This is a genomic window from Verrucosispora sp. ts21, from assembly GCF_002879555.1.
Lineage (GTDB): Bacteria > Actinomycetota > Actinomycetes > Mycobacteriales > Micromonosporaceae > Micromonospora > Micromonospora gifhornensis.
In genome coordinates this window covers 1-15,328 of record NZ_PNOZ01000008.1, presented here as the reverse complement: position 1 = coordinate 15,328, position 15,328 = coordinate 1, and the positions used below count along the sequence as shown (strand labels likewise).

Below are 15,328 nucleotides of genomic sequence, written 5' to 3'. Positions count from 1 at the left end.
GGGTCGTATCCGGGACCGAAAAGATCGACCACCGATGGCGGGATGCAAATTCACTCAGTCCTCCCCGGCAAACGTGGAGTACAGGCTTGACCGGCTTCCGAAAAAGCAGCGGCGATCGCTAAAGTGCTAGCCAATGTGGGCAGGACACGCCGTGGAGGTGGGAATGGCCAGAAGCGCACGCAGCTACCAACGAGAGGCCAACGAACTCCGCGCCAGCGGCTGGACCTATCGGCAGATAGCCTCACACTGGCAGCAGCGATACGGCTTCAACCCACGAGTAGCATTCCGTCTAGCTCACGGGTTGACCCAGGCGGACGTGGCGCAGCGCTGGAACGAGCAGTGGCCCGACGCTGACGCCCCGAAGACCGCGAAGCAGGTCTCTTACTGGGAGATCTGGCCGGGCCCGGCGGGCCGGACACCATCGTTGGACACGTTGAACAGGTTGGCGTTTCTCTACCGGTGCTCTGCTGGCGAACTACTCGGCGGCGAGGACTACAGCCATTTGGACGCCACGGACATGCGCCTAGGCGAATCAGGCACGCAGGTGAACGGGTTCGGTTCAGTTTCGACAGTTAACGCGCTTCCGCCTGCAGGCAAGAGCCTGAGTCGGGTTACCGAGCGGGTCGTCGAGAACTTTGAGATGCTGACGGACACCTATCGCCTTATCGATTATCGAGAGGGCTCCGGCCGGGTTAGCGCAGACATTGCCACCCACCTGCGCCGAATGCTTGAGGTCAGCAACCGAACAACCACCAGCAGGACTCACAGCCGGTTGCTGCGCGCTGTTGGGGACGCCGCCCAATTGGCTGGCTGGCTCGCCATCGACGCGCAGAGGTACGACCAGGCCGAGCGCTACTGTCGGCTGGCCGTGTCGCTTGCTGAAAAGACCAACGACCGCGCGCTACACGCCTACGGCCTTGGCGTGATGAGCTATATCCATTTGCATGCCGGTGACGGCAAGGCCGCACTCAGTGTGCTCGACACGGCCCAGAGCGTGGCTGGCCACTGCAGCCCTGCGGCTGTTAGATCGTGGCTACACGAGGCGACTGGGGAAGCACATGGGCTCCTTGGTCAACCACAGCTCGGCCTTGTAGCGCTGGCCCAGGCCGAGAGGGTCTTCGATGGTGTCGATGCGAACGCATCCCCGGTGTGGTTGGGCTTCTACAACGCCGACTGTCACGCTGCCCGGCTGAAGGGCCGGTGCCTGGCCCGTCTGCGCCAACCTCGGGAGGCCACTCGGGCGTTGTACGAGGCTCTTACGCTCCTGCCGCCCGCGTTCGTCCGGGAGCGCTCCGGAGCCCTGATCGATCTCGCCGTCGCGTACGTTCAAATGGGCCAGGTCGAGCAAGCATGCGACGCGGCGAGCCAGGCCGACACCCTTGCCCGACGCACCGGCTCAGAGCGCAACCGCAAGCGCCTCCGTGAGCTGCTGATCGATCTCATGCCGTGGACCAACATCGACTGCGTGCAGAGCCTTTACCGTCAGGTGCTGCTTAACTGAAGGCGTGTTGAGGGCATACCGCGCGAGTCACAGGTGAACCGAAGGGGCTGGGTCGAGCTCATCATCCTCGCCGCCTTGTGGGGTGCGGTCTACCCGTTGATCGAGGTGGCGCTGCGTGGCCTGTCACCCACGGTCGTTGTTCTCGGACGTGTCCTGCTCGCCTGTCTTCTTCTAGTACCACTCGCCATCCGGAGCAACGCACTACCTGATCTTTGGCGGCGGCCACGGGCGATCATCGAAACCGTCTTGGTGCAGTCGACCATCCCGCTGCTGCTGCTGACCTACGGACAGCAGTACGTCCCCGCTGGTATCGCCGGCATTCTGGTCGGCGCGCAGCCGTTGTTCGTCGCGATGCTGGCCTACCGGTACGCCCCCGACGAACGTCCCCAGGGCTGGAAGGGTGCCGTCGGCCTCGCCATCGGATTCGTCGGACTTACTCTGCTCTTCGGCATTGACCTCCGCGGTGGCCCTCTGGCTCTCCTCGGTGGCGTACTCGTTCTGGTCGCCGCGCTGTGCTACGCCGCCGGCGCCATCATGATCCACCGACGCCATGCCGCCGCTCCGCCGCTCGGCGTTGCCACCTCGGCAATGCTTGTCACGAGCGCCGCGATGATCACACCGGCCACTCTGACGCTGCCTGATCGTCTCCCCGGCTCTGACGTAGTGGCGGCTGTGATTTTCCTCGGCGTCGTCTGTACCGGTATGACCCTCGTGCTCTTCTACACCTTGATCGCCCGCACCGGTCCAGCCCGCGCAGCACTAGCGTTCTACCTATCGCCCGCCTTCGCCGTCCTGTTCGGCGTGGTGTTTCTCAGCGAGCAACTCACAGCCACTGCCGTTGTCGGCTTGGCCGCGATCGTCGCAGGCTGCCTTCTCGCAGCTCAACGCGCGGAGCCGTCACCCGCGTAGCGATCCTTCCACTGCAACTCCCCACCATGCGTGGAGTCCTATGGACGCCTATGGAACACATGCAGGGATTGGTCTACCGCAGTCGACGCATCATGCTGGTGGTTCGCCATACATCCATAGCAGCCAGGTTGAGGAATTCCGATCAGCGCCGGAGTTGATGACGACAGGCAGGCACGGAGCGGCATGAGTACCAGCCAGACAAGGTTCGCCGGGAATCGACGTGCTGCGGGTTTCTTCGCGGTCCAGGCTGATCAACAAATGGGAGGCCGCACGACCAACGGTTCTGGAGTCGAGCCGGGCAGCGTTCAACCTGTCACCCGCCCATCTCATGTGGTCGGTGCGGAGCCCGGTCTGGCGCTGTAGTTCGTGGCCATCACGCTGGCCAGGAACCCGGTGCCCTGACGGCATTCCTAGCCGCCATCGTCCGCGAGTACCACCCGATCGGTACAGGTGAGCACCGCTGTCGTCGATGCGGCAGTCGGTGGCCTCGCCATCATCTACCGCTAGCTGTAGGAGGTCCCGGATGACTACACCACTCCGCAAAGCCGTTCCCCACGTGGACCGGACTCGCTCGAACCTTGCGGCGGAAGACTCGCCTGTGGCGGGAGTTGCCCTTTTCCCTGGCGGGCTCGCAGCCGGCAGCAAGCTCGGGCCAACGGGCGACGATCTCGATTCGCGCTATGACGAGGTCGGCTACGGCGACATGATCCGAGCGCTCAACACGGTCCACTACGCAGGCGAGACGACCTTCTACGGCACGGCCTTGCTCCGTGCATGCGAAGAGAGGCTGTTCTCCCGGTATGGACACGGAAGCCGCATTCTGGATGTCGGCTGCGGAGCGGGCAGGGTAACGCGCGCCGTCACCACTCTGGGCGGCAGTATCACAGGTGTCGACATCAACGGTGCGGCCCTGGACGCGGCACGCGCATCAACCCCGTTGGCGACGTACGTCGAGGCCAGCATGGCGGGTCTCCCGTTCCCGGACGGCAACTTCGACCAGGTGTGGTGCCTACGGTTCTCGTTCAACGCTCTGCCGACCGTCGCCGAGCGGCAGGCGGCTCTCCGCGAGTTCTGGCGAGTGTGCGCACCTGGCGGGAAGGTCGTCATCGAGGTGTTCAACTGGTACTTCCCGGGACGGTTCGGGCTGCTGCGGTGGGCCAACCGGCTGGACGCGGCAGCACGACACCTGAAGTGGCTCGGCCAAGGGCGACGCGGCTCGTTGCCGCTGCCACCGCGCGACATCATCTACCTGGCCAACAAAGCGTCCGGTGCGGCACCCGGCTACGCACACCTCACCACTGTGAAGGAGCTACGCCACCTGGTAAGCGACGTCGGGCTCGCCAGGCACATGAAGGTGACCGACGAGGCGGGACTCATTGCCGGGCACCTGTCGCCGGTTCGTAACCGTCACCGCGGTTACTCGACCTGGCTGCTGCTGAGCAAACCCTCCGAGGACATGCCGTGAAGGTCTTGGAGTTCGGTGACCAGCGTCTTCACCTCGACGCAACAGCGGTACGTCAACCGCACCTGCAGCGATTCATCGACCGGATCAGCATCGATGGCGTAGCGGCGCCCGTTCGGTATCAGATGCGCATCGTCGAGGGGGAGCAGGCGGAACTGGTGGTCGATGAGCAGACGGGCAGCATGTCACTCGTTGTCCCCAGCATGACGACGGTATCCCCAACGGCCCTGGAGATTGCGATCCTGCAGGCCGGGGCGCGGTGCCTGGCCCTGCTGGGTGCCGCCGACCGATGCGTGCTGCTGCACGGCAGCGCCGTGACCGCCGCCGGTGGCTGTGGGGCTGTCGCGGTCCTCGACGGTGGGCTCGGGCAGGGCAAGACGTCACTGGCGTTGGGCTTGGCAAAGGCCGGTTGCGCCCTGCTCGTCGATGAGTTCACCTTTGTCACCTGTGACCGCAAGGAGAGCGTCGTCGCCCCGGCACCACGGTTGCCCTGGCACGTACGCGGCGACATGGCTCCCTACCTGGCACCTGAACACCCCGACCGCCGTCTCCTCTTCCCAGACCAGCTGGCACCCGCCGGTATTGCCAAGACCGCGGCGAGCCTGGCGCTCATCGTCGTGCCGGACAGCGGGATCCCCGCCGGCAAGCTGGAACAGATCGACCCCGCCCAGACGGGCGTCCTGCTGACCAGCGCGGTCACCGACCATCTCACCAAACTGATCGATCCCAGCCTCGATCATGTCAGCATCTTCAACAACCCGAGCCAGGTCCGGTACGCCTCCGGACACCCGCTACTGAACCGCAAAGCGCAACTGTGCGCGCCGCCTCGTAATGTCCTCGACAGGTTGTCCCGGGTACCGACCTTCCGGGTTGGCATCGGATCACCCGCCGATCTCGCCGCCAGCGTCAATGCCGTCACACACGTCGTGGAGTCGCTGTGACAGCCCAGACCGCACCGCCTGGGCTGATTCTGCTGGCCGGCACCAGCGAGAGCGGCAAGTCGACCGCCGGCAACCACCTGGCGCAACGCGGCGCACAACGGATCAAGATCCGTACGATCCTCCTGGCATTGACCTCGGGCACGGAAGTACGGCACGAGGGAGTCACGACTCGTGAAGGCTTCGACACGGGCGAGTTCCTGTCGGCCCTCCACGATCGTGCCCGCACCGAGGCGGCCGACGTGGCCGTGGTGGAGAGCTTCATCGACGCTCAACTCGCCCACGCGACGAAGGAATCCTGGCCCGGTCCCGCCGCCATCGTCTTCATCACCGCAGCCGAGCCACTGCGCGTGAATCGCCTGGCGGCGGCCATCAACATCGACCACACTGCGGCCCGCGCTCTCATCAAGGCCAAAGACGCTCGGAAGCGCGTGAACGAGCAACTGCCCCGCTGGCGGCAGATCGCCGATCACTGGATCGACAATCGCCACGACCTCGCCCACTTCACGGCGACGCTGGACGACGTCTACGCCGCGACCTGCCCTTCCATCACGAGAACGGAACCCTCATGACACGGCTGTACGCCTCCGCCGGCGCGATCGTCGTCTGCGCTGACCTCCAACATCCGCAGATGCTGCTGCTTGAGCAGATCCGCGCCACCGGTGAGCGTCAGGTGGTCGCCCCGAAAGGACGCATCGAGCCGGGCGAGTCGCCGCTGATCGCCGCCGCCCGGGAAGTGTCGGAAGAGGCCGGACTCCACGACATGCGCTACGTCGCCTACCTCGGACAGGAGGCGTACCACTTCACCGACCGCGACGGCACGCCAGCGCAGAAGACCGTCGACTGGTTCCTGTTCGCCACCACCGACACGAACGCCACCGCACGGCAGACCGAAGGGTTCGTCGCCGCCCAATGGCACGACCTGTCCGACGCGCTGACCGCCGCGAGTCACACCGGCTTCCATGAGTACGTCCGACGGGCCGACGAGATCATCGCCTGGCGCCGCGGCGGCTCGCTCGACTACAGCGACACCCTCAGCCAAACGGTATGGAGCTTCAGCCGCCAGGCCAACGCCCTGTTAGCCAAGAGCCCCGGTGCCGGTGTCGCCCTCTGCGGCTCCGCCGCACGCGGAGACTTCATCGAAGGCTGGAGCGACCTCGACCTCGTCGCCTGGGGACTCGAACCCGCATCCCCGCCCGCCATCGCCCTGCGCCAGCTCGCCGACGAAATCAGCCACCAAGCCGGCATACGCATCTCACTTCACCTCGCCCATCCCGACGGAGACGGTGCCAATGGACTCGAACGGCTGCACACCATGAAGCTGCACGCTGTCCTGCGCCGAACCCACATCGACGTCCCGATCGTGGCCGGCACCCGTGCAGCGTCCCTGCCGGAACTGCCCCACACCGCCAACCTGGCCGCCGATATCGGTCACCTACGCGACTTCGCCTACCAACGCCAAGCGGCAACACCCACCAGCGGCACCGACCGCATCGATCGCGCCCGCCGCACCCTGGCAGTGCTATCCAGCGCCGCCCGCCAAACCGCCCTCACCGTTGACGCACACGGATTGCTCCGCTTGCCCGACGTCGTGGCCACCCTCGACCACCACTGGCCCGACACTGAGGCTGCACGGCTCCTCGACGACTACGACGCCTACCGCCGTACGGGTGCGGACGACCTCATTCGAGCCGAGCAACTCGCCAATCAGGTGCCTTCAGCGTTGGAGGAACTACACCACCTCACAGCCGCCCGCGACGGTCGACGCACCACGATCCAGGCCACCTGAGCAGCGACAATGATCGTCTTCATCGACGGCCCCGACGGCAGCGGCAAGTCCACCCTCATCGCCAGCCTCGGCCCGGCACTGCTCGCGCACGGTTGCCCCGTTACACACGCGCCGCCGCTGTGGACCTACCTGAACAACCTGTCCGCACCAGAGGACTTCGCTCCCTGGGTACGGACAACACCAGGCATTCAGATCGCCCAGGCGCTACTCAAAGCCAAGACACGCCGAATCAAATCGCTGATCACGACAGCCGGAACCCGCCACGCTCACGGCGTCATGCTCGTCGACCGTGGCCCCAAGACGGTGATCTGCTCCGCCCTGGCCCACCACAAGACCGGAATCCCCGCGCCAGACAGCCCCCAACTACCCGATCCAACCACCGACCAGCACCGTACGCGACTCGAACAGCACGTACGCCACCTCTCAACTGTCGAAGCATTCATGTCCATAGAGCTTCGGCCACCGAAGCGACCAAACGGACTAGACGTCATCCTCACCCGGCTGTCGAAGCGTGAAGAACTGTCGTCGCCCTACGTCCGATACCTAAATGCGCTGTGCACCGAATTAGCCGCATACTCGTCGAGCGAACTACTGCTACCACTCGATGCCACGGCGAGTATCGCGACCATCACCGAATTGTCCCTCACACAGGTACTGAAACAACCCAGCGTTGTCCACACGCCGGTCATGCAGGGCACTCAGATTCGGCCGTCCAGGAGCTCAGGAACAACGTGACCGGCGTGACCGCATGACTGACCCCACCTTCGGACGGTTCACCGCCGAGGCCATGACCGCCGCCCTGCACCGCATCGCCGACCACCTGCGTGTGACCTCAGACGACGCCCGCCTGCTGCACCTCGCCAACAACGCTGTCTTCGCTCTGCCCACCGCAGGCATCGTTGTTCGCATCAGCCGCACCCGACGACTCCTCGACCGCGCGACCAAGGTCGCGGCTCTCGGCGCCTGGTTCGCCGACACCAACGCACCGACCATTCGTCTTGTCCCCGGCGTCGATCAGCCCCTCATCGTCGACGGGCTCGCCGCCACCGTGTTGACTTACCTACCCCAAAAACCACCCCCACCGACCGTCGACGACCTCGGCCCCGTCCTGCGGCAGTTTCACCGCCTGCCCCCTCCACCGATCGACCTGCCGCTGTGGGACCCGATTGGCGACGCCCAGCACCGCATTACCGACGCCGAAGGACTCACGGCCCACCACCGGGACCTCCTGCTGGCCTGGTGCGACAGACTCGCCCCACGTATCAATGCCCTCCGCGACACCATCAGCCCAGGGCTCATCCACGGCGACGCCCACCCCAGCAACCTCCTACGCGACGCCACCGGCAACACCGTGCTATGCGACTTCGACGCCACCAGCCTCGGCCCCTGGCAAGTCGACCTCGTCGCCGTCCCCGTCGGCGAAGCCCGCTTCCACCGCGCCGGACAACACCAACGCCTCGCCACCGCCTACGGCTACGACATCACCACCGACCCGCACTGGCCACTGCTCCGCGAAGCACGCGAACTCAAAATGATCACCGCAGCCGTACCACTCCTTAACAGCAGCCCCGGCATCGCCGACGAATTCGCCCTACGCCTCCACACAATCACTACCGGCGACGACCACACCCGATGGACGCCCTTCGCTGACCTGCCCGCCACTGATCAGCACAGACGCCCACTACCAGCACAAGAGACGTCCTAATACTCCAGCCGGATGCCGGTACTCTCTCGGACGAGGCCGTTTGCCAGACGGAGGACACGACGTGCTCGGTGAGTCATCTTCGACAGCGCCCGCGCAGCCCGTAGCCTTCCGAAGCCTCGACGGGCTCCGGCTGGCGGGGACATATGTAGCGCCAGCGACGCCATCGACTTCGGTCGCAGTGCTCGTACATGGCGGCGGTGTCACCCGGGAAGAGGGCGGTTTCTTCGCCCGCTTGGCGGACGGACTGGCCGCGGGCGGTATCGCGTCCTTGCGGTTCGACTTGCGGGGCCACGGTGAGAGCGAAGGTCGTCAGGAGGATCTGACCATCTCCGGCGTGCTCAACGACATCCGCGCCGCGCTGGCACATGCCAGGACCCTCGCCGGCTCGACGCCGGTGCATCTGCTCGGTGCCAGCTTCGGCGGTGGCATCTGCGGCTTCTACGCCGCGCGGTATCCGGAGTCGCTGGCGAAGCTGGTTCTGATCAATCCTCTGATCAACTACAAGAAGCGTTTCATTGACGACAAGCCGTACTGGACCGACGACCGGATCGACGACGATGCTGGACGCCAGCTGTTGCAACAGGGTTTCTGCCGCACTCGCCGACGTTCAAGCTCGGTCGTCCGCTCTTGAACGAGGTGTTCTACCTGCGACCCGATCAAGCGGTCGATCAGATCAAGGTTCCGACGCTGGTGCTGCACGGCACCGGTGACACGTTCATCCCCGTGCAGAGTTCCCGCGACCTCATCGAGAAACTGGCTGGCCCGGCCGAGTTGATCGAGATCGAAGGAGCGCAGCACGGGATCGCGGCGCACGACGATCCCCAGTACCTGGAACCACGAACCCAGGCTTGGCAGGCCGCAGCGATCCAGTCGATCACTGAGTGGTTGTCCTGACTACACCGCATCCATCAACCGCAAAAACTCGTGTACGGCTGGGCGGGCGTGCCACGGTTGGAGGCGACGGCGCAGGCGGAACAGCTCTCGGAGCGTACGGGCGGATCCCGCAGCCGATGCCGCGCCGATCGCCGCTGTAGCGGCAAGCGCCGCATCGTCGAGACGATGTACGGCCACCAGGGTTTGAGCCTTCAGCGTGGAGAAGTAGGCGAGATCGCGGGCGGAGAACACGGTAGGCGTCAACGTCGACCCGTAGATTTCGACGGCTTGCTCCGGGCGTCCGGATTCCCCATAACAGATCGCCGTCTGCACCTTGAATAGAACGGTGTCGTAGTGAGCCGCCAACGATGTTCGGTCCTCGGCGGCGAGGTCGAGGAAGTCGCGGGCCTCCTTCAGCATGTCGTCGACTTGCCGCTGACCGGTGCCGAGCATCGCCAGACCGCGAGCCTGCTGCTGCACGGCCTCCGCCATGACCCGCGCCGGGAGTCGCCATGGCCCTTCCCGCGCTGCCCGAGCCAGTCCGAGCATCCTGGGCGCGTCACGGTCGTCCCATGCTGACTGGCTCTTCTTGATCAGCACGTAGCCCGGCATCGCGAAGTCGGCGGCCTCCATGGCCCACTCCGCTGCCCGGTCGCGCCAGTAGTCCGCTGGGGACGGCTGACCGCAGTCTCGGTACAGCCAGCCGGCGAACTCGGCCGCCCGGGCACCGAGGGCGAGCAGCGGCTGCCTCACCTGCGGCTTCGCATCGCGTGCGCAGTGCTGGACCAGGGCCACAATGCCCAGCACTCCCGGTAGCGCGTGCCGTGGACCGTGGACCCCGTCGTCGGTGGCGCATCGGTCCAGTCCGTTGTCGAGGTATCGGACCAAGTCGGCATCCAGGTAGCGGGGGGCATCGCGTCCCACGGCATGGATCCGGTCGAGGTCATCGAGAGCAAGCCCCGCTGGGCCGAGCGTATGCGCTGCCGCGAGCAGACCACCTTCCGGCCGCGAAGCGTCCGGCCTGCGGCCCGAAGAGGCGATCGCCCGTCGACGTCTTCACCGTCGGCGTGGTCCGGACCAGAGGGCCACGGCAGACCACGAAGGGCGGACAAGCGATCCAGCTGTCGGGCGCGGGCCTGCATCCGGTCGTAGTCGGCGGCGAGCGCACCACCGGTGTCGAGTATCTGGTCGCAGCGGACCCAGAAGTCCCGGCCCACGCTTTGTCGGCCCAGCTCGACGTTGGCGACGGTGCTGCGTCCGTACAGGGTCAACGGTGCCAGGCTGTTCTGGGTGTAGCCGGCGGCCTTACGCAACCCTGCCAGCTTGCGCCCAAGCGCGAGGCGGGCTTCGCGGACCTCTTGCGGCGCGCTGGACATAGGGCTGGCTTCCTACAGGCGCGGGTACGGGGTGTTGTCACAGTAGCCGGATCCTGTAGGGACCGGGAGCCCCGCCACCCCGCCGGAGCCGGCCGACTCGGCTCGGGCGGCGCGCCTGCCAACCGGCGGGTTGGCGGCGACTAGGCTGCTGCGGCGTGACCGCTGTCCCGGAAGCAGTGCATGAAGTCGAGGTTAAATATCGCGTGAGCGACGAGACGGCGCTGCTGGCGGCTCTGACAGCTCACGGAGTTGTGTTGTCCGACGCGGTACGTCAGGACGATCAGGCATACGCGCCTTCGGCGTGGCGGTACGGCATGAGCAAGATCGGGGTGCCGTTCGCGCGGCTGCGCACCCAGGACGGCCGGCACCTGTTCACCGTCAAGCGGCCGGTGGACAACGAGATGGCCTGCCTGGAACACGAGACCGTGGTAGCCGACCGGGAGCAGATGCACGGCGCGCTGGTGACAATGGGCTTCACACCGACGGTACAGATCGTCAAGAGGCGCCGCACCGGCCGGTGGGGTGAGGTGTCGCTATGTCTGGACGCCGTCGAAGGGCTGGGCACGTTCGTAGAGGTAGAGGCGTTGATCGGCACCGAGGAGTCCGGCCGGGCCGCGCAGGAACGTCTAGACGGCCTGGTCCGGTCGCTCGGAGTGACGGTGACGCGCATAACGGACACGTACGACTCGTTGCTGCGGAGTACGGCAGCAGCTGGCTGAGGCAGGACGGTCTGTGGGCCGTCAAGACAAGCCGATGTCACTCGGCCGAGGGCACCGTCGCGACTGTCGTCCATCGGTAGGTGTGGTTCTCCCGTCGGAGCGCGATCAACGGCACCTGTCTGATTGTCACCTGCACCGGGGGCCGGTGACGGAGTTCGGCCAGCCGGGCACGTATCGGTTCGATTGGTGCCGGTGAGCCGCTGTAGGCAATCGTGACGTGCGGCCGGAACCTTTGCGCGGGCTCGGGGACAGTGGGCCACACCGCGCCGATGGCGTCCCGGATGGTGGCGCGGAGGTGTTCGACGCGGTCCCAGGGGCGGACGAGCAGGCCGATTCCTTCGGCGTCGGGGTCTACCGGGCCGAATGACAGATCCAAAGGTGGTAGGCCGGCGCAGCGATGCCGGGCTTCGGCGACGATGGCGTCGATGTCGGCGTCGCTGATCTCGTCGGTGAAGCCGATTCCTTACATGGTCAGTTGTGCAGGCCGTCGAGCGGCACCAGGTCCAGGCCGGGCAGCGCCAGTTGGGGGACTGGAAATAACGGCACTCCCGCCTGGAGAGAGCGCTGGCGACTGCGGAGGTCTCCCAGTTGTCGTCTTCGGCCAGTTCGAGGAGCCACTGCTCGTTGAGTGGCAGGTCGCCGATGCCGGCCTCGATCAGCTCACCGGTGACGCTTTGCTTCTGCTTCGACTCCCGTTGGTGGCGCTTGAACCCTTCCAGCGGCAGAGGTTGGTGGATTACGGCTGGGTGTCTCTAGGATTCTACCGAGGGAGGCGGGCCGGAGGTGCCGTTCACGGGGAGTCACGTCGCGGCTGTGCTGCCGTTGACACGGTCAGCATGGCTGGTGCCATCGGCCCTGGCGATTGGGAGCATGGCTCCTGATGTCCCCTACTATCTTCCGCTGCCGGTGAAGGCGACCCTGACCCACTCACTCGTCGGCGTCCTCAGCGTCGACGTGGTGCTGGGTCTTGGGGCGTTGATCCTCTGGCATGGGCTGCTGGCCCGCTTCCTGACCGCCATCTCGCCGGCTCGACTGCGCGAACGCCTACCTTCGCCCGGGTCTCAGCGTCGATGGTCGGTTGGCTACGCGGCGATGCTGGTCGGTTCCCTGGTGATCGGTGCGCTGACGCACGTGCTGTGGGATTCGTTCACGCACGACGGGATGTGGGGTGCTGCTCACATCGGCTGGCTGGCTGAATCGCACCTCGGCACGCCGGGCTATCGCTGGATACAGCGCGTGAGCACCATCGTCGGCGCCGTCGTGGTCGTGGTCTGGCTGCTCCGATGGTGGCGCAGGCAGTCGCCGGTACCTGAGCAACGGCCGACCGCCAATCGGGTACTCGTGGTGGCCGCCTGGCTGGTCATCGGGCTCGCCGCCACCGGCGGTGCCGCCCTGGCCGCCGTCGAGGACGTGGCCCCCCAGCGAATGGTATTCCTAGCCGTCACCCAGGCATGCGGTGCCGGTCTAACGGTCGCGATCGTCCTTGCCGCCGGCTACGCTGTCCTGCTCCGGCACGACCAACCAACCCCGCAATGAGCGACCAGAAGCTCAGCCGCCGAACCAGAACGGGCACCCAGTAGGGCAAACGGCCGGCCGCCACGGACCTGGTCAAGCGTCAGTTCACCGCGCCCGCGCCGGACGTGGCCTGGTGCGGCGACATGACGGAGATCGCCACGCAGGAGGGCAAGCTCTACCTCGCCACCGTCATCGACCTGCACTCCCGACGGATCCTCGGCTACGCCATGGGCGAACGCCACGACGCCGGCCTGGTCGTCGCCGCATTGAAAATGGCCGCGGTCACCCGCGGCGGTGACGTCGCAGGGGTGATCTTTCACAGCGACAGGGGCAGCCGAATACTGCTCGGCCGACTTCGCCCGGGCGTGCGCCCGCTGGAAGGTACGCCAGTCGATGGGCCGGGTCGGGTCGTGTTTCGACAACGCCGTGGCCGAGGCTACCTTCTCCACCATCAAGGTCGAGTACGTCCACCGTCACCAGTTCCGCACCCGTACCGAGGCCCGGCTGAAGATCGCCACCTGGATCACCGACTTCTACAACCGCCGACGCCGCCATTCCGTCTGCAACGGACGCTCACCGATCGACTACGAACGATCAACTACATACGTCCTGGAGAACCAGGCCGCATAACCGAGTCCTCCACGGTTCCAGGGGATTGACAGAACCTGAGAGCAACGCGTTAACGATCTCCCGTAGCTCGTTACGGCCCTGATGCCCCGACACCGACGGACGCCGGTCCTTCCATGCCTGCAGGAACGGCCCGACCACCGCCCACTGCTCATCGGTCAGATCATTCGGAAACGCTGCACTTCCACTCACGAGCGTGCTAACGCGACATCACCCCATCGGGGTATGGGCCCAGATCAGCCAACCGCAAAGGGATAGAAGGTCACACCACCCTCTGGGGAATAGAGGTTCATGACTGAGAGACTGTCGGGTAAACGGTATGGGCGTTGCGTTACGGCGAGACATGTCGATGGCGGGTGCTCGACAAATGGATCATCCCCGCCATGATCGCGTTGTGTGCGCAACTTCAACTGCGGCGGGGATGACGCCCGTTCATGCTATCCGTCGAGCTTGACCGATGCGATGCGGACGATCTTCGCACCCTTGATGCCGGTACGAGACCTGCGTAAAGGCAGCCAGCTCCGCAAGTACGGCGATCGGTTGATCCTGGATTCGGTCTTCTGTGTGCTGCAGTCGGGCTGTCCGTGGCGGATGATGCCTCGCGATCTGGCGCCGCCGGATGCGGCGCATCGCTGGTTCACGACGTGGCGGAAGAGCGGGACGGGGGACGCGATCGATGACGAGTTTCGCCGACGGGTGCGGGTGGCGGCTGGTCGTGAGCATTACTTATTGACAGGAAGCGACCCAAACCTCAGGCGGCCAAGGTCCTCGACGTAGACGAAATCCTTGCCATCGGGTGAGAAATTGGGATGATAGGCCTCTTCGCCATCCACGACTTGCAACATCTTGCCACTGGCGGCGTCGATGGACCACACCCCATTTCCCTTGCCCCGAGAATGGACCGCCACAATAATTTCTTGACCGCTCGCTGCAAGGTCGGCGATGCCAGGGATTTCGGCGACAAACTGCGTTGACCCACTTTTTGGATCCCACTGCACGAGCTGCCAGGTGAACCCCTCCAACACATCCGATGTCGTCACCGGCAGTTTGCCGAACGAGTTCGACGCGACCAAGAAGAACAATTTTCCGCGAGCAACCGCCGGCGACTGCACCCAGACGACTGAGCTACAGTCATCGCCCCCGCCGCCAATATTGAGCGACTTTCCATCCACCGTGATGAGTGCGTCAAGGTCCCCCAGCTTGCCGTCGACGAGAGATTGGATAGCCATGCCACACTCGCGTGGCACCTCCGCATAGCCGGTCGCCTCACCCTCTACGAGGGCAACATCTCCAAGGAACGAAACCGATGCATGCGGCTCAAGCTGGTGCCTCCCGTCGGAGTAGGCAACCAACTCGGTACGAGTGCCGGAGTCGCACTCCACCGCCACTCTCAGCCCACCAGCGGGCGACCGATGGAGAAAACTGAACGCACCGTCGAGGCAGACGGATTTGGCGGCAGCCTGGTCCAAAACAAGCTCCCCGGATCGCTGCGCCGGCCGCTGCCGCCACAGCTGCCTGCCGTCGGAAGCCTCCTCCCGCAGGTAATACACCCAGCCGTCGTTCGACCAGACCGGGTCCGAGATCGTGACATGTACGACCGAGAGCGAAGACCATTGGCATCCACCTGCCAGCGCCACGAGCAGCAAGGCCAGCGGAACAGCCACCAAGCCCGACCAGCTCCGGACGGACACCTTTCGCCGTCGCCGCCCAGTGCGTCGCACGTCTCACTTCCCCGGTTCGATCATGATAAGCCAGCCATCGCGGGTGCACACCGAGATGTAGGAGGCAGGGCCCTTCTCAGGTGCCGCGGGGCCACGGCCGGGAACACCTCCGCCAACCATCAGCATCAGCCTATCCTCTAGCCTGGGTGATTCACGGTGATCGCCGAGATGCGCTGTTCGTCGGCGTGTAGAT

General features: G+C 65.4%; 16 protein-coding genes and 4 pseudogenes. 15 read left to right on the top strand and 5 right to left on the bottom strand.

Features of this window, described 5'->3' with window-relative positions; all coding sequences use genetic code 11:
* Positions 1-163: 163 nt before the first annotated feature.
* The 10 genes from C1A38_RS05030 to C1A38_RS31290 all read left to right on the top strand — a co-directional run bounded on the left by C1A38_RS05030 (position 164) and on the right by C1A38_RS31290 (position 9,198).
* Positions 164-1,501 (top strand): helix-turn-helix domain-containing protein, encoded by a 1,338-nt coding sequence (locus C1A38_RS05030; RefSeq protein ID WP_158244844.1) that lies wholly within the window; start codon positions 164-166, stop codon positions 1,499-1,501.
* A 33-nt stretch (positions 1,502-1,534) separates the two neighbouring features.
* The gene (locus C1A38_RS05025; RefSeq protein ID WP_102656658.1) at positions 1,535-2,410 is read left to right on the top strand and encodes a DMT family transporter; all 876 of its coding nucleotides are present in this window, start codon (positions 1,535-1,537) and stop codon (positions 2,408-2,410) included.
* Between the two features lie 523 nt (positions 2,411-2,933).
* A complete protein-coding gene (locus C1A38_RS05020; RefSeq protein WP_233196631.1) occupies positions 2,934-3,875 on the top strand; it encodes a class I SAM-dependent methyltransferase in 942 nt (313 codons plus the stop codon).
* On the top strand, positions 3,872-4,813 hold the full coding sequence (locus C1A38_RS05015; RefSeq protein ID WP_102656656.1) for a hypothetical protein: 942 nt from the start codon (positions 3,872-3,874) through the stop codon (positions 4,811-4,813). The genes C1A38_RS05020 and C1A38_RS05015 overlap by 4 nt, the downstream gene beginning before the upstream one ends.
* Positions 4,810-5,382, top strand: a complete 573-nt coding sequence (locus C1A38_RS05010) for a P-loop NTPase family protein (RefSeq protein ID WP_233196630.1) — start codon at positions 4,810-4,812, stop codon at positions 5,380-5,382. The genes C1A38_RS05015 and C1A38_RS05010 overlap by 4 nt, the downstream gene beginning before the upstream one ends.
* Entirely contained in the window at positions 5,379-6,599 is a 1,221-nt protein-coding gene (locus C1A38_RS05005; protein ID WP_102656655.1) for an NUDIX domain-containing protein, read from the top strand. Before C1A38_RS05010 ends, C1A38_RS05005 begins: the two co-directional genes overlap by 4 nt.
* A 9-nt stretch (positions 6,600-6,608) precedes the next feature.
* Entirely contained in the window at positions 6,609-7,334 is a 726-nt protein-coding gene (locus tag C1A38_RS30640; protein ID WP_146017432.1) for a DEAD/DEAH box helicase family protein, read from the top strand.
* Between the two features lie 13 nt (positions 7,335-7,347).
* Positions 7,348-8,304: a phosphotransferase gene (locus C1A38_RS05000; protein ID WP_102656654.1), complete on the top strand. Its 957-nt coding sequence runs from the start codon at positions 7,348-7,350 to the stop codon at positions 8,302-8,304.
* Positions 8,305-8,482: 178 nt separating this feature from the next.
* Positions 8,483-8,935 (top strand): alpha/beta hydrolase, encoded by a 453-nt coding sequence (locus C1A38_RS31295; RefSeq protein WP_199180082.1) that lies wholly within the window; start codon positions 8,483-8,485, stop codon positions 8,933-8,935.
* A 5-nt stretch (positions 8,936-8,940) separates the two neighbouring features.
* The gene (locus C1A38_RS31290; protein ID WP_233196647.1) at positions 8,941-9,198 is read left to right on the top strand and encodes an alpha/beta hydrolase family protein; all 258 of its coding nucleotides are present in this window, start codon (positions 8,941-8,943) and stop codon (positions 9,196-9,198) included.
* On the opposite strand, the gene C1A38_RS04990 is transcribed toward C1A38_RS31290, so the two are convergent.
* The gene (locus C1A38_RS04990) at positions 9,199-10,110 is read right to left on the bottom strand and encodes an NsdA family TPR-like regulatory protein (RefSeq protein WP_502696918.1); all 912 of its coding nucleotides are present in this window, start codon (positions 10,108-10,110) and stop codon (positions 9,199-9,201) included.
* A gap of 233 nt (positions 10,111-10,343) precedes the next feature.
* A pseudogene (locus tag C1A38_RS32545) lies at positions 10,344-10,553 on the bottom strand (helix-turn-helix domain-containing protein); the annotation flags it as partial.
* A gap of 155 nt (positions 10,554-10,708) precedes the next feature.
* On the opposite strand from C1A38_RS32545, the gene C1A38_RS04980 reads away from it, so the two are divergent.
* The gene (locus tag C1A38_RS04980) at positions 10,709-11,272 is read left to right on the top strand and encodes a class IV adenylate cyclase (RefSeq protein ID WP_233196629.1); all 564 of its coding nucleotides are present in this window, start codon (positions 10,709-10,711) and stop codon (positions 11,270-11,272) included.
* A gap of 37 nt (positions 11,273-11,309) precedes the next feature.
* Here the strand turns inward: C1A38_RS04980 and C1A38_RS31625 are convergent, their stop codons facing one another.
* Positions 11,310-11,690 (bottom strand): 2'-5' RNA ligase family protein, encoded by a 381-nt coding sequence (locus tag C1A38_RS31625; RefSeq protein ID WP_327039739.1) that lies wholly within the window; start codon positions 11,688-11,690, stop codon positions 11,310-11,312.
* A gap of 365 nt (positions 11,691-12,055) precedes the next feature.
* Between C1A38_RS31625 and C1A38_RS04970 the strand changes: the two genes are divergently transcribed.
* From C1A38_RS04970 to C1A38_RS31075, 3 genes and pseudogenes are all read left to right on the top strand, one after another.
* Positions 12,056-12,808: a DUF4184 family protein gene (locus tag C1A38_RS04970; RefSeq protein ID WP_102656651.1), complete on the top strand. Its 753-nt coding sequence runs from the start codon at positions 12,056-12,058 to the stop codon at positions 12,806-12,808.
* 104 nt (positions 12,809-12,912) lie between these two features.
* Positions 12,913-13,116, top strand: a pseudogene (locus tag C1A38_RS32350) (DDE-type integrase/transposase/recombinase); the annotation flags it as partial.
* Positions 13,117-13,177: 61 nt separating this feature from the next.
* A pseudogene (locus C1A38_RS31075) lies at positions 13,178-13,417 on the top strand (integrase core domain-containing protein); the annotation flags it as partial.
* Between the two features lie 42 nt (positions 13,418-13,459).
* Here the strand turns inward: C1A38_RS31075 and C1A38_RS32345 are convergent.
* Positions 13,460-13,606, bottom strand: a pseudogene (locus C1A38_RS32345) (IS5 family transposase); the annotation flags it as partial.
* 270 nt (positions 13,607-13,876) lie between these two features.
* Here C1A38_RS32345 and C1A38_RS32340 point away from each other — a divergent pair.
* Positions 13,877-14,191, top strand: coding sequence for a transposase (locus C1A38_RS32340; protein WP_102656649.1), 315 nt, complete (start codon positions 13,877-13,879; stop codon positions 14,189-14,191).
* Here the strand turns inward: C1A38_RS32340 and C1A38_RS04945 are convergent.
* The gene (locus C1A38_RS04945; RefSeq protein ID WP_146017428.1) at positions 14,137-15,078 is read right to left on the bottom strand and encodes a TolB-like translocation protein; all 942 of its coding nucleotides are present in this window, start codon (positions 15,076-15,078) and stop codon (positions 14,137-14,139) included. The two genes, C1A38_RS32340 and C1A38_RS04945, sit on opposite strands and share 55 nt — an antisense overlap.
* Positions 15,079-15,328: the final 250 nt, after the last annotated feature.

Excerpts from the sequence above, each read along its gene's own strand:
- C1A38_RS05030 (WP_158244844.1), top strand. The coding sequence starts at position 164 with ATGGCCAGAAGCGCACGCAGCTACCAACGAGAGGCCAACGAACTCCGC.
- C1A38_RS05020 (WP_233196631.1), top strand. The coding sequence starts at position 2,934 with ATGACTACACCACTCCGCAAAGCCGTTCCCCACGTGGACCGGACTCGC.
- C1A38_RS05005 (WP_102656655.1), top strand. The coding sequence starts at position 5,379 with ATGACACGGCTGTACGCCTCCGCCGGCGCGATCGTCGTCTGCGCTGAC.
- C1A38_RS30640 (WP_146017432.1), top strand. The coding sequence starts at position 6,609 with ATGATCGTCTTCATCGACGGCCCCGACGGCAGCGGCAAGTCCACCCTC.
- C1A38_RS05000 (WP_102656654.1), top strand. The coding sequence starts at position 7,348 with ATGACTGACCCCACCTTCGGACGGTTCACCGCCGAGGCCATGACCGCC.
- C1A38_RS32340 (WP_102656649.1), top strand. The coding sequence starts at position 13,877 with ATGCGGACGATCTTCGCACCCTTGATGCCGGTACGAGACCTGCGTAAA.